Origin of the sequence: Phenylobacterium sp. SCN 70-31, assembly GCF_001724605.1 — a bacterium.
Lineage (GTDB): Bacteria > Pseudomonadota > Alphaproteobacteria > Caulobacterales > Caulobacteraceae > Phenylobacterium.
This window is the reverse complement of sequence record NZ_MEEX01000007.1, coordinates 1-17,539: the sequence shown is the minus strand read 5'-3', so window position 1 is coordinate 17,539 and position 17,539 is coordinate 1. Positions and strand designations below refer to the sequence as shown.

The following is a 17,539-nucleotide window of genomic DNA, read 5'->3' as shown; positions in this document are numbered from 1 at the left end:
TGTCAGCCTCCGCTTCGCCCTGCTCAGTCGTCGGCCTGTCGCCCGAGCCGCTCGATGTCCCAGCGGACCATCTCTTCCATCGTGCGCACCGGCGGAGGGGGCAGCTCGACAGGGGCCCCGCGGGAGGGGAGTAGCACGACGGCGTGACCGGGCGAGGTCGTCACGCCGCGCTGGTTGCGGCACTGCAGCTGGACGTGCACGACATTGCGGCCGTCCTCCTGACGCTTGTCCACGACCTCGCCAGTGATCCAGGTGGTGTCACCGATGAAGTTGAACCGGCGGTGCTCGCACCGGATCTTCCACAGCCAGCCTTCATCGCCCATCCAATCGGTGACGATATGGGTCAGCCAAGCCTCCCGCATCGCGCCGTAGTCGTAGGAGGTCGGCAGGCCCAGCTGGCGGGCGCGCTCCGGCTCCCAGTGCAATCGCTGCACCGTGTCGGGAATGTTGAGATCGTTCACGGGAAAGAGCCCTGGGGCCTTCTTTCGGACGCGGTAGGAGATGCCGAACGCGCCCACCGGGGTGATGCCCATCCCGTAGCCCAGGTGCCACAGGAGGATGTCGGTTGTCAGCAGCGGCCCTTTGACCTTGGTGGGCAGGACGTCGCCCACCTGCACGTCTTCGAAGTAGCGGGGCTCCGCGCCGCGCCGCGTCTCCGCTTCGTAGCAGGCGTCGATCTCGGCCAATTGCTCGGCGGTGTAGGGTTCGGCCGTCTCGCGCTCCTTCTTGCGTTCACTCGAGGCATGCCGCTCGGCGTTGATCCATGTGCCGCGCTGCACCGCGACGAGTTCGTCGTCCTCGGTGGCGTAGAGGATGTCGTTGGTCACGTGGGCCGCGCGGCCCCCGAAGGAGCTGCGTTTGTCGACCACGCCGACGGGCACCCGCATCTTCTTGAGGCGCTCGCCCAGCCGTACGGGCCGCCACCATTCGAATTCCATAACCGCTTGGTACGAGCCCAGCCCCGCCCAGGGGTCTCCCTTCATCAGCGCCTTCTGCTCCGGCGTGGGCTTGGGGCCGGCGTCGACACCCATGGTGGTGACCATGTTCGGCGCGCCGATCAGCCCGCTCCATCGGGTGCGCTCGCCGTATCCGGGATCGGAATAGAGCGGGTTGTCGTCGCCATAACCGAAGACGTAGCGCCGGGCGTTGTCCCAGGTCATCTCCATGTTGTGGGGTGGGTTTGGAAGCCGAATGGGAATCCCCAGCCGCTGCCGAGCGCGCTCGAACGACGCGTCGGTGAGCTTTCCCTCGTCGCGCGCTGCGGCGTCACTCATGGCGTTTCCCCTTGTCGAGCTCGTCAGTTTGCGGGCGGACCCGCGGCCCAGCGGCGAACCAGGCTTGGCTCGGGACGCGCGCGGACCGACGCGTTAAGACTGTGAACAAATTGGTTGGTCGTCAAGCAACTTAATTGATTTGCCAGTCGGCCATGGCCGCCGCGCGCTCGCGATGCACCGACGGCGAGCCGAGGAACGTCCGGTCGAACATCGCGCGCTTCAGCCAGAACTGGCAGTGGAATTCCCAGGTGTAGCCAATGCCGCCGTGCAACAGGACCATCGTACGGGTGGTGTTCACGTATCGGTCGGTGAGATGCGCCTTGGCCAGGGCCGCAAGGCGGGGCGCCTCGTCCGGCCGATGATCGAAGGTGTAGGCCGCATACCAGACCAGTTGCCGGGCTGGCTCCACCTCCGCGGCGGCGTCGGCGATCTGGTGCTTCACGCCCTGGAAGTGGCCGATCGTCCGGCCGAACTGCACCCGCTCATTGGCGTAGTTGGTCATCAGTTCGACGGAACGGTGGGCGCCGCCGTAGGCGTCTGCGGCCAGCAGGACCAGGGCGGCGTCGCGGATCCGCTCGGCAACTGCCAGCCCCTCGGGCAGCAGTTCGCAAGGGGTGTCGACGAACCCGAGCGCGCCGAGACGGCGGGTCCGGTCTATGCCGTCGACCTCCCGCACCGTCAGCCCAGGCGCGCCCTGCTCGACCAGCGCCAGCCCGCCGCCCGCCAGGCCCACCAGGAAGAGGTCGGCGTCCGCGGCGAACAGCACGTTCTTCTTGCTGGCGGTCAGCCGACCGGCCGTCGCCACGGCCGTCCATTGGTCGGGCTGCCAGCGCTCGCCGTGTTCCGAGATCGCCAGGCTGGCCACCACCTCGCCGCTCGCCAACCGGGGCAGCCAGCGCGCCTTCTGCTCTTCGGAGCCGCCCAGGGACAACGCCATCCCGACCAGGGCATGACCCAGCAACGGTCCAGGCGCCGCGCAATAGCCCATGGCGTCCGTGACCACGGCCAGGTCGAGAAGCTCCAGGCCCGCCCCGCCGTGTTCCTCCGGCACGATCAGGCCGGCAAGCCCCAGGTCCGCCGACTTGCGCCAGAGGTCGCGGTCCAATCCCTCGTCCCGATCGTAGATCTTCAGCAGCCGGGACGGCGGAGCCTCTGTTTCGAAAAACCGCCGCACCGATGAGTACAGCGCCTTCTGCGTGTCACTCAGATCGAAATCCACATTCTTCTCTCAGTCCTGCTGTGACATCTGCAATGGATTGACGGTCACGCATCGCGCGGCAGACCGAGGCCCCGCTCGGCGATTATGTTGCGCTGGATGTTCGAGGTGCCGCCGCCCATGTTTGCGGCCAGGGACCCTAGGTTGTGGTTCACCCACCGTTCGTTCCCGAGCGGGGCCTTGGCGCCCGTGACCTGCGCCAGCAGCAGCGCGTCGTCGCCGATCAGCTCCTGCGCGATGCGGGCGGCCTCCAGGCCAATCACATGCATCGTCAGGAACTTGCCGGTGTAGTCGAGCACCCCGGCGGACTCGCCCTTCGCGCCCAGGGAGAACTGGTACTGACCCGACCAGTAGGAGGACATGACGTGGCCTTCGAGGGCCACCAGCCACTGCCGCACCTCGGGATCCTCGATGGCGCGCACGCCGTTGCGCGTCGTCCGCTTGGCGAGGCCGACGATCTTGCGGAACAGGTCCAGCCCCTGTTCCGGGCCGCCCATCTGGTCACGCTCGAACTTCAGCGTGGTGCGTGACACCTCCCACCCCTGCCCCCGCTCGCCGACGATCCAGTCCGCGGGCGCCTTCGCGTCGGTGAAGAACACCTCGTTGAAGGAGGCGTCGCCGGTGACCTGGCGCAGACGGCGGACCTCGATGCCGGGCTGCTTCATCGGCACGAGCAGGTACGAGAGCCCCTCCCGTCCGGGCTTGTCTGGCTCCGTCCGCACCAGCATGAACATGTGGTCGGCCAGATGCGCGCGGGTGGTCCAGATCTTCTGACCGTTGATCACCCACTGGTCGCCCACCAGCTCGGCCCGGGTCCTCAGGCTGGCCAGGTCGGATCCCGCGCCAGGCTCGGAATACCCCTGGCACCAAATATGCTCGCCACGAATGGCCGGCGGAACGAAGTGCTCCTTCTGCCAGTCGCTGCCCCATTGCAGCAGCGTCGGCACCAGGCGCCCGGCGCCATTGCGCTCGAGCTCGCGCGGAGCCCCGACGCGGCTGAACTCCTGGGAAATGATGCGCGCTTTGAGGGGGTCGGCCGCTTGTTCCGAGCCCCCGTAGCGGACCGGGATCCCGCGATAGAGGTATCCCTGCTTCGTGGCCCGAAGTCGGAACAGGCTTGCCTGGTCCTCACGAGGAAGTTGGGCCTCTTCGGCCTTGAGCGGCCACTCGCGCGCGAGGAAGCCACGCACCTCCTCCTGGAAGGACAGGTACTCCGCGCTGTAGTCCAGGTTCATTCAGCCACCCGCCCAATCGGCCCGCGCGCAACAAATCTGCCTGAAAGTCTGAGATTATTTGTTGGCTGTCAATCTAATATCATGGCGGCTGAGCTAGCGGCCGGTAAAGGTTGGCGGTCGCTTCTCCATGAACGCAGACCTGCCCTCCGCCGCGTCCTGGGTGGCCGCCACGGCCCTGAGAGCCAGTTGCTCGAGCCTCAGACCCGCCTCAAGCGGAAGGTCGCGGCTCCGCAGCGCCAACTCCTTGCTGGCCTGAACGGCCAACGGGGCGTTTGCCGCGATGAGCTCCGCGTAGCGCATCGCCGCGGGAAGCACGTCCGACCACGTGGGCACGAGCCTATTGATCAACCCGAAAGCGAGGGCCTGCGCCGCCGTGACGGGCTGGCCGGTGAGCAGTATCTCCATGGCGATCGCATGGGGCAGTTGCTGCGCAAGCCGCTGGGTGCCGCCGCCGCCCGGCAACAGCCCACGCTTCACCTCAGAGGCGCCGAAGGTGGCAGCCTCGCAAGCCACCCTTATGTCGGTGGCCAGCATCAGGTTCAGCCCCGCCCCTAGGCAATAGCCGTTCACCGCCGCGATCACCGGCTTCCACAGATCGATGCCCCTGTTGAGCATGGGGTGCGCCGAACTCCCCCAGCCGGCAGAGCCGTCCACGTCCCGTCCGGCATGCGTCTTGATGTCACCGCCGGCGCAGAAAGCTTTGTCGCCGGCGCCGGTGACGATGGCCACCCGGATGTCCCGATCGTCACGCACACGCGCCCAGGCTGCGGCCAGCGCTTGGTAATGGGCGCCGTCAAGGGCGTTCCGCTGCTCGGGACGGTTGATGGTGACGACCGCCAGGCCCGCGGCTGTGATTTCGAAGTCGATAGACATCGCGTCGGCCCCCTCCCTCAGATCTTCTGGACCAGAGACAACTTGTTGGTCATAAAGCCAATAGGTATGTTGGCGCAAAGATCGGCAAGCTCCGGAGAAAGGGTCACCAAGTGACAACAATCAGCGCCGACGACACGGCGGCGGCCGACGCTGCGGCAGCCGAAAAGCCCCCCGGCGTCTACGCCTGGTACGTGGCGGTAGTCCTCGTGCTCGCCTACGCGCTGAGCTTTCTGGACCGGAAGCTGCCGTTCATCCTCGTCGAGTCGATCAAGCATGACCTGTCGCTGAGCGATACCCAGATCGGCCTCCTGACGGGCGTCATGTTCGCCCTTGTCTATTCCACTGTGGCGATCCCCATCGCCACGCTGGCGGATCGCGGCTCCCGCAAGAAACTCATCGCTGGCGCAGTATTCATTTGGAGCAGCGTGACGGCGCTGGGTGGGTTCGCTCAGAACTTCTGGCACCTCGCGGCGTCGCGCGTGGGCGTAGCGGCCGGTGAGGCGGCGCTGAGCCCGGCGGCCCACTCCATGCTGGCCGACTACTTCAAGCCGCGGTTCAGGGCGCGCGCGCTAGGATTCTACTTCGTCGGCGCACAGATCGGCATCGTTGGCGGCCTGGCCCTGGGAGGATGGATCAACGAGATTGCGAACTGGCGCGTGGCGATGTTCCTGTGCGGCGTGCCCGGCGTCATCCTGGCTCTGCTGATTTTCTTCACTGTCAGGGAGCCGGCGCGGACTCGATCGGCTCCAGTTGAAGGGGACGACGGCGTCAGACCGGCGCGCTTGATGGAGACGCTGCGCGCGCTCTTCAAGCACCCGACGTTCATCCACCTCATGATCGCCGCCCTGCTCTCGTCCTTCACGTCCGGCGCGGTGAATGCCTTCACGCCCTCGTACATCATCCGCACCTTCGGCCTCACGTCAGCGGAAGTGGGTTTCAGCTATGGCTTCGTGACCGGCGGCGCGGGCGCCGTGGGCGCCGTGCTCGGCGGCTTTCTCGGGGATCGATTGCGGAAGTCCCACCCCCGTCGGGCCTTGCAATTCGTCGCCCTGGCGACCGCCATCGGCGCGCCATGCCTCGCCTACGCCTTCGTGACGCAGACCTATTGGGTCTTCCTGACGATGCTGTTCATCGCGCAGGTCGGGGTGATGACCTATGCCGGGCCCAGCTTTGCGACGATCCAGTCGCTTGTCGGGCCCCGCATGCATGCGGTGGCCTCCGCCGTCTACCTTTTCGCGCACAGCGGACTGGGACTGGCGCTGGGCCCACTGGCCGTCGGCATGATGAGCGACTGGCTGATCGCCCGCGGGTCGGAGAACTCCTTGCGGATCGCCCTGTTCATCGTCGTGCTGCCCAAGCTGTGGTCCTCGCTCCACTATTACCTCGCCGCCAGAAGTCTCGGGCGGGTGCGTGGGGCGGCTGCCGCCCCCGTCTGAGGCACGGCTTCGGCTTTCGCGGAGAAGACCTATGAGCGTCGACGAACTGCTCGCCCGCGAGGAGATCCGCGTGCTGCTGGCCTCCTACAACATGGCCGGAGATCGCGGGCGGCTCGCCGATCTCGCCGCGACGTTTGCGCCGGACGGAGCCCTCATGGGGCGCGAACGCCTCCTGGGCCGCGCAGCGATCGAGGAAGGGTTGGGGCGGCGGCGCACAGGGGCCGCGGAGGGCCCTGACCGGCAGATGGAGTTCGTGCGCCACAACCTGACCACCTCGCTCGTGACCTTCGAGAACGAGACCGCCGCCAGGGGGCGCACCTACTTCATCGTCTTCACCAACATCGGGCCCGACCACATGGGCGTGTATGTGGATAGCTTCGAGAAGCGCGACGGCCGCTGGCTGATCGCCGAGCGCGAGGTCCGCATCGACTGGGTTTCTGACCAAGGCCATACCCTCGCCACCAGAGCGCAGAGCCGCGCGTGAACCCCTTGGGCGCGTGTCGATGATCGATCCTTCCCAGCTGATGCTTACCGACAAGGTCGCCTTCGTCACTGGCGGGGGCGGCGGCATCGGCAAGGGTATTGCCCTCGGCTTCGCCCGATTCGGCGCCGATGTCGTGCTGGTCGACAAGGACGCCACGGCTGGGCGGGAGACCGCCGAAGAGATCCAGGATCTAGGTCGCCAGGCGCTGTTCGTAGAAACTGACGTCATGGACAAGGCGCGGCTTCGCGCCGCGGTGGCCGACGCCGAGCGGCGTTTCGGCAGGCTCGACGTTCTCGTCAACAATGCCGGGGGCGTGCGCCGTATGCGATTTGAGGAGATGGACGACCGCAGCCTCCAGCGTCACCTAGATCTAAATCTGGTCAGCATGTTCACCGCGACCGCCGCGGCAATCCCGTTGATGCGGAGGGGCAAGAGCGGGGGGTCGATCATCAACATTACGAGCGCCGAGGGCCTTCGGGCGGGCCCCAACCTCGCTGTCTATTCGGCCTGCAAGGCGGCTATGATCAATTTCACCCAGAGCATGGCCTTGGAGCTCGGACCCGACGGGATTCGGGTCAACGCCATCGCGCCGGACCAGTGCGCGACGCCAGGCTCGCTCACACCGATCGGCAGGCTGCCGGGGTGGCTGCCGCATGGCCATCCTGCGCGGCTGCGATATGTGCCGCTGGGTCGTAGCGGCACGGTGGACGATTGCGCGGGGGCGGCCGTGTTCCTCGCCTCGGATCTTGGCGCCTACATTACAGGCGTCACCCTGCCGGTGGATGGCGGCACCATCGCCGCCGGAGGCTGGAAGCGTAACAGCAGTGACGACTGGACCCTCTATCTGACTGAATAGCGAGCCTGGCTCCAGGCCAGCGGACGCAACAACGGAGGCTGCCATGGCTGGCGCGAGCCCTCTTCCTCTGACCGGCGTCAGGGTGCTGGACCTAGGCCGGATGGTCGCCGCGCCAGTGGCGACACAACTGCTCGGCGACCTGGGCGCCGAGGTCATCAAGGTGGAACGGCCCGGCTCCGGTGACGACATCCGCGCCAACGGGCCGGTCTTCCTGAAGGACCGCGACGGGGCTGACGACGACTCCCCCTACTTCCTCGCCGTGAACCGGAACAAGCAGTCGGTGACGGTCGACATCACGTCCACCGCCGGCAAGCAGATCGTGCGCGAGCTGGCCGCGGTCTCGGACGTGCTCGTGGAAAACTTCAAGGCCGGGGACCTCGCGCGACACGGCCTCGACTATGCGAGCATCCGTAAGGTCAATCCGAGCCTGATCTATTGCTCGGTTACCGGGTTCGGGCAGACCGGGCCCTACGCCCAGCGGCCAGGTCTGGACAGCCTCTTCCAGGCGATGAGCGGTCTGATGAGCATCACCGGGGAGCCCGACGGCCCGCCCCAAAAGGTGGGCACGGTGATGTCCGACTTCATCGGCGGAATGTACGCAGCCGTGGGCATCCTTGCTGCGCTCCGTCACCGAGACCTGAACGGCGGTCTGGGCCAGCAGATCGATCTGGCGCTGCTCGACGCCCAGATCGCCGCGCTGCTGGTCCCCGCTCAGACCTATCTGGTGTCGGGCGTGGTGGCGCAACGCCATGGCTCGAGCACCCCCAACTATCAACCCGGGGGACTCTATCACTGCGGGGACGGGCAGATCCTGCTGACCGCGGGGGCAGACGCGATGTTCGCGAGCCTCGCCGGCCTTCTCGGGATGCCAGAACTCGCCGAGGACCCCCGTTTCGGATCCCGCCCCGCCCGCTCCAACCATCGCGACGAACTTACGCGGGTCTTGGAGCAGGTCCTTGGGAAACACCCTCGGAGCTACTGGCTGGAGCTCTTCCATGCCAACGGAATCATGTGCGCCCCCGTCAACTCAATCGGTGAGGCGTTCGCCGACGAACAGGTAAGACATCGGAAGGTGGCTGTCTCCACCGCGCACCTGACCGCCGGAGAGGTGAAACTGATTGCCAACCCCATCCGGATGTCAAACGCTCCGGACCCTCCCCTCGTCGCCCCGCCCCGCCTCGGTCAGCACACTGACCTGGTGCTGAGCGCGCTCCTGGGACGCTCGGCCCTGGAGATCGCGCGGCTGCGGAGCGAAGGCGCGATTTAGCCGCTAGGCGAAGGCCGGGAGTACCTGGTCCCCGAACCGGCGGATCCAGTCGACTCCGTCGCGGGGGTGGCCCTGCGGCACGACGAGCACCCGGTCAACGCCCATGTCGCGATACCGCTGGAGGTCTTCAGCGCTCACAGGCTCGATGTTGTAGATCGTCACCTGCAGGGGCCGCTCGCGACCGGCCTCCTCTCGCAGCTGCGCGAGCTTGGCGAGGCTGCCGGCGAGGGTGTCCGGCGTCTGCGCCATGGGCATCCAGCCATCGCCCAGCTGAACCGCCCGGCGCATGGCCGGAATGGAATCCCCTCCGATGTGGAACGGTGGCCAAGGCGCCTGCACCGGCTTGGGCATGAAGCTGACCGGTTGGAAATTGAAGAACTCGCCCTGATGCTCGACGACATCCTGCGTAAAGAGCTGCTGGATAATGCGGATCGACTCGTTCACGCGCCGCCCGCGGGTCTCGAACGGGAGCTCCATGGCCTGCCACTCCTCCGCGAGCCAGCTCGCGCCGATCCCGAATTCGACCCGACCATTCGAGATCAGATCCGCCGTCATCAGGGCGCGGGCCGTTATGAACGGGTGTCGCAGTCCGATGTTGAACACGTTGGTGCCGAACCGGATGGTGCTTGTCTGACCGGCTAGGTAGGCGATTTGCAGCCAGGGGTCCCAGGCGGGTGTTTCGCCAGAGATGGGGGGCTCGCCTTCGTGCGCCGAACCGGGCTTGCCCGACATTTTGACGGGCATGATCAGGTGCTCAGGCATCCAGATCGACTCGAAGCCGGCCTGTTCAGCGGCCTGGGCGTAGGAAACCCAGTTGCGAGGTCCGACCCGAAGCTGCATGCCGATCTTCATTGTGCGTCCGCTTCCATTTCTGAGGTTGACGCCACGGGGGCGCCTGCTGGCGTGCGCCCCGAAAGATCGAACCGCTCCAACAGCCTGACTTTCTGGACCTTGCCGCTGGCGGTGCTGCGCGGCACATCCTCGGCTCGGATGAAGGTGATCTGCTTGGGCACCTTGTAGGCGGACAGCTCCCGACCAAGCCGCGCGCGCAGCACGGCCTCGTCGGGCGCAACCTCCCCTTCGGGAACCACAAGGGCGACCACCACCTGGCCCATGGCGGGGTCTGGCCTGCCAATGACATAGGCCTCCCGCACCTCCGGCTGGGCGAGGAGCACTTGCTCCACCTCTTCGGGCGCCACGTTTGCCCCGCTGGTCTTGATCATTTCGCCGAGCCGGCCCTCGAAGAAGAGGTGACCATCCTGGAGGATGCGGCAGCGGTCCCCGGTGCGGAAGAATCCGTCCGGCTCGAACACCTCGTGACGCTCGCGCTTGTAGTAGCCCTCCATCATCAGGGGACCGCGGATCAGCAGCTCGCCGGACGTGCCCGGAGCCAGGGCGATGCCCGTCTGCGGATCGACGACCTTGCGCTCGAACGCGCCTATGCCGCGTCCGAAGGAGCCCTGCCGATCTTCGGACAACAAGGTCCCCCTGTGCTCACCGCTGTGCGGGCCAAAGGTCTCGGTCATGCCGAGCATGCTGGGGGTTCGTTCCGGAGGTGCGGCGGACCCAGACGGAAGCAGGCCGGAGCGTGCCTGAACGCCGCTCGACTTCAAGCCTGCGAAGACCGCGGGCGTGAAGTCCTGATGTTGCCGGATGGCATTCAGCTGCCCCGCCCAGCCGGTCAGGTAGTCCAGTTTCTGGCGGGTTATGAAGTCGATCATGTAGGCCGGATCTGGCCGATCGGGAAACACCAGCGTGCCGCCCGCAAGCATGGTGCTCAGGGCGCTGTAGAGCCCCCCAATCCAGAACAGGGGCGTCAGAATGCCGACCCGCTCCCCGTCAGCCCGGCTGCTGAAGGGTTCAAGCTCAAACAGCCGTCGTACGATCGCGCCCTGGGTGTGGGCCACGCCCTTGGGATGTGCGGTGGTTCCAGAGGTGAAAATCAGGACGCCAAGGTCTGCCGGCGCCACCTGCGACTCCGCTTCGGCCAGGAACTCGCGGTCGAGCTCGTCGCCCCGCGCCAGAAGCTCCGGCCCGGTCCCCCGCGCCCATGCGGGGCGTCCCCCGCCCCAGATCCATACCGAGCGCAGGAAGGGCGCTTCCGGCACGGTGAGCGGCCGCGACGCCTCACCGGTCGCGAGAGAGGGTAAGGCCAGTTCCAGTTCCTCCACGTAGTTGTGCCGCAGGTAGGCGTCCTTCATCAGCAGCGTGTCGATGTCGGCGAACTTGAGAAGCCAGGCCAGTTCCCTCGGGCGGAGGAAGGTGCTCACGCCGATCAGCACCGCCCCGATGCGGAGCGCCGCCATCCAGCAGACAAGCCAATCCGGCGAGTTGGGCATCAGCAGCCCGATGCGTGTTCCCTTGCCCACGCCCGCCAGCAAAAGGCCCCGGGCCAGCCTGCCGGACTCGGCCTCCACCTGCTGGTAGGTCAGCTCTCGGCCGCCGCCGATCGCCACGGCTCGATCGCCAAAGCGGGCGCACAGGTGGCGCAACAGCTGTGGTGCGTTCTCGATCGTTGCCTGACCGTCCACTCCGCCTCCTGCAGATGACGCCGTGCGACATGACCATTTGTTGGTGGAAAAGACAATATGTTGCCGGAACAGTGGGGTCGCGAGGATATGGCCCGCGCCTAGCGGCCGCGACAACATATTGGTTGATTAGTTATTATGTTGGCGCGATGATAAGGCTGCTGTTCGACGCGCCGCATCGGTATCCAGGAGTTCCCGCGCCTTGCAAAGTCTGGCCATTCTGGGCGGCACCGGCGCACTGGGGGGAGCGCTGGCGAAGCGACTCACCGCGATCGGGCGTGAAGTCCACATCGGCTCGCGCGATCCTGCCAAGGCCCAAGCCTTTGCGGCCGAACTGCGGCGTGACCATCCGGACGCCCAAGTCACCGGTAGCGGACTGCGGGAGGCCGCAGCACGCGCCGATATTGTCTTCCTCACCGTGCCTTATGCAGCTCATGCCGACACACTGAAGCAAGTCCTCGAAGAGGTTCAGGGTAAGGTGGTGGTCGACGCCACCGTGCCCCTGCGCCCGCCCAAGGTCGGTCTGGTCCAGTTGCCCCCGGCCGGCTGCGCGGCTGTCGAAGCGGCCCAGTTGCTCGGACCTGGCGTGAAGGTGGTTTCGGCGCTCCAGAATATCGGGGCGGAGAAGCTCGGCTCGGGAGGAGCCGTGGACGGCGACGTCCTGGTGGCCGGCGACGAGAGCGAAGCGGTCGAGACGGTCCGCACGATCCTCAGCGACCTGGGCCTGACCAGTTGGCACATCGGGCCGCTGGCGAATTCCGCGGCGACAGAAGCGCTGACGTCCGTCCTGATCCAGCTGAACCGCCGCTACAAGCTGGGCCAAGCCGGCGTTCGCATCACCGGCAAGTCGCGGTCGGCCGCAAGCCTACAGGTGACGGCGCTGGCCGGGCTGCCCCTGTTTGCCAAGGACGATGATCTGGCGAGCGCTATCGAAATTGCCCTGGGAGCGGCGGGGGAGCGGCTGCAGGATGGCGACGTCGTCGTCGTTGCGCAGAAGGTGGTCTCAAAGGTGGAAGGCCGCGCTGTCAGGCTGATCGACGTCTCTCCCGGGGCCGAGGCGAACGACATTGCCGCCAGATCGCTCAAGGAGCCTCCCCTTGTCGAGCTGATCGTCTCCGAGTCGCAGGAGATCATGAGGATCGCGCCTGGGCTGGTGATTTCCCGGCATCGCACGGGTCACGTGCTGGCGAATGCCGGGATAGACGCCTCGAATGTCGGCGAGGGCTCGGTGTTGCTGTGGCCCGAGGACCCCGACGCCAGCGCGCGCCGGCTCCGGGAAGCGCTGCAAAGGTCTTCCGGGGCGCGGATCGCGGTGATCGTCAGCGACAGCGTTGGCCGCGCCTGGCGCATGGGCACCACGGGAACCGCCATCGGCGTTGCGGGGATGAAGCCCCTTCGGGATCGCCGCGGCGAGGTCGACCTCTTCGGTCGCGAACTGAAGGCCACCGTGGTGGCCGTGGCCGACGAGATCGCAGCGGCGGCGTCCCTTGTCATTGGAGAGGCGGCGGAGGGGACGCCGGTTTCGATTGTTCGCGGGGCCACCTATGAGGCGGATGACGAGACGGGCGTTTCCGAACTGCTGAGGCCCCTGGAACAGGATCTGTTCCGATGAGCCGCCATGTGCTCGCCCTCTGTGGCGGAGTCGGCGGCGCCAAGCTCGCCGCCGGCCTCGCGCGGGCGATCGCTCCGGGCGACCTTTCGATCGTCGTCAACACCGGGGACGACTTCGTCCACCTCGGGCTGCACGTCTCGCCCGACATAGACACGGTCGCCTATACGCTCGCTGGGCTTTCGGACCGGGAGCGTGGCTGGGGAATCGCTGGCGAGACCTGGGCGTTCATGGCCTCCTTGCGGCGGCTGGGAGGTGAGGACTGGTTCCAGCTCGGTGATCAGGACCTCGCGATGCACGTCGAGCGCACCCGACGCCTCTCGGAAGGCCAGGCCCTGTCGACAGTCACCGCCGCCCTGACACGGGCGCTTGGAATTGATCACGCGATCATCCCGATGTCTGACGACCCAGTGGCGACGATCGTGCAGACCGACGACGGCGAACTTTCCTTCCAGCACTATTTCGTTCGAGACCAGTGCCGCCCCGTGGCGAACGGAATTCGGTTCGAAGGCGCCGCGGCGGCCAAGCCCTCGCCCGGCTTCGAGGCCGCCCTGGCCCGCGACGACCTTGCGACGGTGATCCTCTGCCCATCGAACCCCTACCTGAGCATCGATCCCATCTTGGCCATCCCAGGGGTGCGAGGCGCATTGGAGGACCTGGACGCGCCGATCGTCGCGATCTCGCCCATCATCGGCGGCCGCGCCGTGAAGGGCCCGACAGCGAAGCTCATGGTCGAGATGGGCCTCGAACCGGGCGTCACGGCGATAGCCGAACACTATCGCGGCCTGCTCGACGGTCTCGTCGTCGACCCCGAAGACTCTGAGGCTGCGGAGGCCCTCCACGTCGCGACCCTCGCTATCCCGAACTTGCTCAACTCAGACGAGGACCGGCTCCGGGTCGCCCAGGCGAGCTTGGCGTTCGCCGAGGCGTTGGCGCAGAAGCGCAGAGCGGAACGATGAACGCTCACGTGGTCATCGCCGTGCGGGGCGGCACCGCAGCCAAGTCGCGGTGCGCCGACAGACTCAACGGGCGCGATCGCGAGGGCCTCGTCCAGGCAATGCTCGTCGACATGCTGCAAGCCCTTTCCCGCTGCAGCTCGGTGCGGACCCTCCATGTGGTCACGCAGAGCCCTGACATCGCGTGTACCGCGGAACGCGCCGGCGCGTCCGCCATCCTCGAACCGGCTCCCTCCGATCTCAACGGCGCCTTCGAGATGGCTCGCGCTCGACTGACGGCGCGACATGGAAACGAGCTGATCGCATTCCTTCCCGGAGACCTACCGCTGGCCGCAGCGCACGACGTCGAACGATTGCTGGCGCTCGCCTCGGGCGAGCCCAAGATCGTTCTAGCCCCCGCCGACCTCGACGGCGGGACCGCAGCGGTCGTGCACCCCGCCGATCTGCCCTTCCCCTTGGCGTTCGGGCCGAACAGCTTCCAGCGGCACCAGGCTGCCGCCCATGCCGGCGGCTTCAATCTGCACGTCACCCACGCGGGCAGCCTGGGCTTCGATGTCGACCACCCTGGGGATCTCGACCTCGTCGTTGCCTCGGCCCCGCACGGGTGTACTGCAACGGTCGCACGGTCTCTCCTTGCTCCACGAAAGCCTTCCCATGACTGACCCTGCCCTGCGCGACCGGCTATTGTCCGCGCCCCTGTCCGAACTGCTGGCGGAGGGCCGCAGGATCCGCGATGCGCGCGGTCCTGAGCGCATGACCTACTCGCGCAAAGTCTTCATTCCGCTTACCCAGCTCTGCCGTGACGTCTGTGGCTACTGCACCTTCGCCAAGGCGCCCCGGGGCGTCGGCGCCGCGTTCCTTGCTCCCGACGAGATTATCGAGATAGCACGGCAAGGCTCTGCAGCCGGCTGCAAGGAGGCCCTGTTCACTCTCGGGGACAAGCCCGAGCTGCGCTATGCCGCCGCGCGGCGGGCCTTGGACAGGCTGGGGTTCGCGACGACTGTCGACTATCTCGAGCACGTCGCCGGCCGCGTGCTGGTGGAGACCGGGCTCATCCCGCACATCAACGCCGGCGTGCTTACGCAGGATGACTACAAGCGCCTGCGCGCAGTCTCCGGCTCCATGGGTCTGATGCTGGAGAGTGTGTCGGAGCGACTGTCCGCGCGGGGCGGTCCACACTTCGGCTCTCCCGACAAGCATCCGGCCGTCCGGCTCGCGTCGATCGACGCAGCCGGCCGAGCCGCGATACCGTTCACGAGCGGCCTCCTGATCGGCATCGGCGAGAACCGCGACGAACGCATCGAGTCCCTCGTCGCCCTGCGCGAGCTGCACGCCCGTCACGGGCACCTGCAGGAGGTGATCGTGCAGAATTTCCGCGCCAAGCCGGGCACCCGCATGGCGGCGCATCCGGAGCCGGACCTGGAGGAACTACTCTGGACCATCGCCGTCGCGCGTCAAATTCTCCCCGCGGATGTCAGCGTGCAGGCGCCGCCGAACCTCTCGCCAGGCCATGCGGCTGAGCTGATCGCCGCCGGTCTGGACGACTGGGGGGGAATCTCGCCCGTCACCATCGACCACGTGAACCCGGAAGCGCCGTGGCCCGAGATCGAGGCGCTGGCTACGGCCTGCACCGCGGCCGGCCGCGCCCTGGTCGAGCGCCTGACGGTCTACCCGCGGTTCGTCCAGGACCCCAGGCGGTGGCTGCATCCGACGTTGGCGCGAGCCATAGTGCGCGTCGCCGACAGCGAAGGCCTGGCGCGCGACTGCGCCTGGAGCCCGGGCGTAGCCGGGCCCGCGCCCGGAACGCCGGGCCGGCCGCTTGGCCAGGCGCCGGCAGTTGTCGCGCACCTGGAGCTCGACAGGGATCTTGGGAGCGCCGCCGCGGGCAAGACCCTGAGCAGCGAAGCGATTGTCCGGTTGTTCGCCGCCCGCGGGGCCGCGGCCAACGCGGTCGTCGCGGCTGCCGACGAGCTGCGCCGCAGCGTCCGGGGTGACGTCGTCACCTACGTCATCAACCGCAACATCAACTACACCAACATCTGCAGCTACAGCTGCAGCTTCTGCGCCTTCTCCAAGACGTCCTCGAAGTCTGGCGCCCGGGACCGTCCCTACGATCTCGACCTAGAGGAGATCGCATCCCGAACGAGCGAGGCTTGGGCCAAGGGCGCGACGGAGGTCTGCCTGCAGGGCGGCATCCACCCGCGCTACACCGGACAAACCTACGTCGACATCCTCCGGGCCGTGAAGCGGGCGCAGCCGGACATGCACGTGCACGCCTTCTCTCCGCTGGAGGTGAGCCAGGGCGCGGCGACGCTCGGGGTCTCCGTATCCGACTTCCTCCGCCGACTCCGGGACGACGGCCTGGGCTCACTCCCCGGCACCGCTGCGGAGATCCTCGACGACGAGGTGCGGGCGCAGATTTGCCCCGACAAGGTGACTACCGACGAATGGCTTTCGGTGGTGGCCGCGGCTCACGAAGTTGGCCTGCCTACCACCTCGACCATCATGTTCGGCCATCTCGAACAGCCCAAGCACTGGGCCCGGCACCTGCTGGCGATACGGTCACTGCAGCTGCGCACCGGCGGATTCACAGAGTTCGTCCCCCTGCCCTTCGTACACATGCAGTCGCCGGTCTACGTTCGCGGCCAAGCCCGCCGGGGACCGACCTGGCGCGAGACGGTGCTCATGCACGCGGTCTCACGCATCGTGCTGCACGGAGCTATCGGCTCGATCCAGGCTTCCTGGGTCAAGCTGGGGGTGGACGGCGCGGCCGCGTGCCTGGCCGCCGGCGTGAACGACCTGGGCGGGGTGCTCATGAACGAGTCCATCAGCAGGGCGGCCGGCGCGGCGCATGGCCAGGAGACTAGTCAAGGGAATCTGGAACGTGCCGCGGTCTCCGCCGGGCGGATCCTTCGGCAGCGCACCACCACCTACGGCGAGCCGTTACCCCGCGAGGCGCCTGCGATGGCGGCGCACTGACGGACCAGGGCCCAGGGATTGACAGCAATGATATCACCCAACGTGCAGCACTTCCCGCGACTGAAGATCGGTGACGCAATGCGCCTCTTCGGCGTAACCGCGCGAGCTCTGCGCCAATACGAGGCTGAGGGCCTGATCGTGGCGTGCCGTGATCGATTCAATGTCAGGTACTACGATGCGGCGACCCGGCGCCGGATCTTCTGGATCGTGAGACTTCGCGGCGCTGGTCTACCGCTCTGCGCCATCCGCGAAGCGCTCGCGGTCGAAGGCGACAACCAGTTGGCAGCCCACGCAGTAGACAAGCTGATCCCGCGCAGGGCCGAGCTTGCGGAGCAGCTGGCGCACCTGGATCGTCTACTCGCGGACCTGAGTGGAACCGCCGGCGAAATCGCGACGGAGCAATGGACGTCGCAAGCTCGATCGCCGGGCGCCCTGTTCTAGCGCAAGCTGAGCAGCACCTGCCTCTTAAGGAGAGGTACGATCTGATTTAGGTCGACAGCCTTGCTGTCGGTGAGCACTTGCATCGCCACTCCCCGCAGCGAGGCCACGATCAGCACCGACGCTGCCTTCGGGTCAACGTCCTTGCGGAACGCACCAGACCGCACGCCGCGCTCGATCATGCCTTCGACGGTTCCCCGGATACTTGCGTTGAGCTGCGCGATGTCCTTCTGGATCTCGGGCACCGCACCAAGCGCCTCGCCCATGATGACATAGAGGGCGCGCATCGACTGACGTGACCCCCTGAAACTCAGCCAGGAATAGCTAGAGTCCGCCCGACCAAAGGACGGACGAATGAAGCGATCAAGGTTCACGGAAGAGCAGATCA

16 protein-coding genes are annotated in these 17,539 nt (G+C 66.9%); 9 read left to right on the top strand and 7 right to left on the bottom strand.

The window, feature by feature from the left end; genetic code table 11:
- Positions 1 to 23 precede the first annotated feature (23 nt).
- The 4 genes from ABS78_RS06805 to ABS78_RS06790 form a co-directional block, all read right to left on the bottom strand.
- Positions 24 to 1,274, bottom strand: a complete 1,251-nt coding sequence (locus ABS78_RS06805; protein WP_293376362.1) for a MaoC family dehydratase N-terminal domain-containing protein — start codon at positions 1,272 to 1,274, stop codon at positions 24 to 26.
- 130 nt (positions 1,275 to 1,404) lie between these two features.
- Positions 1,405 to 2,493, bottom strand: a complete 1,089-nt coding sequence (locus ABS78_RS06800; protein WP_293376361.1) for an acyl-CoA dehydrogenase family protein — start codon at positions 2,491 to 2,493, stop codon at positions 1,405 to 1,407.
- A 44-nt stretch (positions 2,494 to 2,537) separates the two neighbouring features.
- Complete coding sequence (locus ABS78_RS06795) at positions 2,538 to 3,725, bottom strand: acyl-CoA dehydrogenase family protein (protein ID WP_293376360.1); 1,188 nt, start codon at positions 3,723 to 3,725, stop codon at positions 2,538 to 2,540.
- A gap of 93 nt (positions 3,726 to 3,818) precedes the next feature.
- Positions 3,819 to 4,598, bottom strand: a complete 780-nt coding sequence (locus tag ABS78_RS06790; protein WP_293376359.1) for an enoyl-CoA hydratase-related protein — start codon at positions 4,596 to 4,598, stop codon at positions 3,819 to 3,821.
- Positions 4,599 to 4,708: 110 nt separating this feature from the next.
- Between ABS78_RS06790 and ABS78_RS06785 the strand changes: the two genes are divergently transcribed.
- From ABS78_RS06785 to ABS78_RS06770, 4 genes are read left to right on the top strand one after another with little or no spacing between them, the layout of a single operon-like run.
- A complete protein-coding gene (locus tag ABS78_RS06785) occupies positions 4,709 to 6,034 on the top strand; it encodes an MFS transporter (protein ID WP_293376358.1) in 1,326 nt (441 codons plus the stop codon).
- Positions 6,035 to 6,065: 31 nt separating this feature from the next.
- Positions 6,066 to 6,518 carry a nuclear transport factor 2 family protein gene (locus ABS78_RS06780; RefSeq protein WP_293376357.1) on the top strand — a complete coding sequence of 151 codons (453 nt, stop codon included), beginning with the start codon at positions 6,066 to 6,068 and terminating at the stop codon, positions 6,516 to 6,518.
- 19 nt (positions 6,519 to 6,537) lie between these two features.
- Positions 6,538 to 7,374, top strand: a complete 837-nt coding sequence (locus tag ABS78_RS06775; RefSeq protein ID WP_293376356.1) for a glucose 1-dehydrogenase — start codon at positions 6,538 to 6,540, stop codon at positions 7,372 to 7,374.
- Positions 7,375 to 7,417: 43 nt separating this feature from the next.
- Positions 7,418 to 8,641, top strand: coding sequence for a CaiB/BaiF CoA-transferase family protein (locus ABS78_RS06770; protein ID WP_293376355.1), 1,224 nt, complete (start codon positions 7,418 to 7,420; stop codon positions 8,639 to 8,641).
- Between the two features lie 3 nt (positions 8,642 to 8,644).
- On the opposite strand, the gene ABS78_RS06765 is transcribed toward ABS78_RS06770, so the two are convergent.
- Both ABS78_RS06765 and ABS78_RS06760 read right to left on the bottom strand, forming a co-directional pair.
- Positions 8,645 to 9,493, bottom strand: a complete 849-nt coding sequence (locus ABS78_RS06765; RefSeq protein ID WP_293376354.1) for a TIGR03619 family F420-dependent LLM class oxidoreductase — start codon at positions 9,491 to 9,493, stop codon at positions 8,645 to 8,647.
- On the bottom strand, positions 9,490 to 11,172 hold the full coding sequence (locus ABS78_RS06760) for a class I adenylate-forming enzyme family protein (protein ID WP_293376353.1): 1,683 nt from the start codon (positions 11,170 to 11,172) through the stop codon (positions 9,490 to 9,492). Before ABS78_RS06760 ends, ABS78_RS06765 begins: the two co-directional genes overlap by 4 nt.
- A gap of 199 nt (positions 11,173 to 11,371) precedes the next feature.
- Here ABS78_RS06760 and cofE point away from each other — a divergent pair, with 199 nt between their 5' ends.
- Genes cofE through ABS78_RS06735 form a run of 5 tightly spaced genes read left to right on the top strand, consistent with a single transcriptional unit; the run spans position 11,372 to position 17,154 of the window.
- Positions 11,372 to 12,781 (top strand): coenzyme F420-0:L-glutamate ligase, encoded by a 1,410-nt coding sequence (gene cofE, locus ABS78_RS06755; protein ID WP_293376352.1) that lies wholly within the window; start codon positions 11,372 to 11,374, stop codon positions 12,779 to 12,781.
- Positions 12,778 to 13,737 (top strand): 2-phospho-L-lactate transferase, encoded by a 960-nt coding sequence (cofD, locus tag ABS78_RS06750; protein ID WP_293376351.1) that lies wholly within the window; start codon positions 12,778 to 12,780, stop codon positions 13,735 to 13,737. The genes cofE and cofD overlap by 4 nt, the downstream gene beginning before the upstream one ends.
- Positions 13,734 to 14,396 (top strand): 2-phospho-L-lactate guanylyltransferase, encoded by a 663-nt coding sequence (cofC, locus tag ABS78_RS06745; RefSeq protein ID WP_293376350.1) that lies wholly within the window; start codon positions 13,734 to 13,736, stop codon positions 14,394 to 14,396. The genes cofD and cofC overlap by 4 nt, the downstream gene beginning before the upstream one ends.
- Positions 14,389 to 16,713 (top strand): 5-amino-6-(D-ribitylamino)uracil--L-tyrosine 4-hydroxyphenyl transferase CofH, encoded by a 2,325-nt coding sequence (cofH, locus tag ABS78_RS06740; RefSeq protein WP_293376349.1) that lies wholly within the window; start codon positions 14,389 to 14,391, stop codon positions 16,711 to 16,713. The genes cofC and cofH overlap by 8 nt, the downstream gene beginning before the upstream one ends.
- A gap of 27 nt (positions 16,714 to 16,740) precedes the next feature.
- Positions 16,741 to 17,154 (top strand): MerR family transcriptional regulator, encoded by a 414-nt coding sequence (locus ABS78_RS06735; protein ID WP_293376348.1) that lies wholly within the window; start codon positions 16,741 to 16,743, stop codon positions 17,152 to 17,154.
- Here ABS78_RS06735 and ABS78_RS06730 read toward each other — a convergent pair.
- Positions 17,151 to 17,539: TetR family transcriptional regulator C-terminal domain-containing protein (locus ABS78_RS06730; protein WP_293376347.1), on the bottom strand; the 389-nt coding region annotated here is incomplete at its 5' end. The two genes, ABS78_RS06735 and ABS78_RS06730, sit on opposite strands and share 4 nt — an antisense overlap.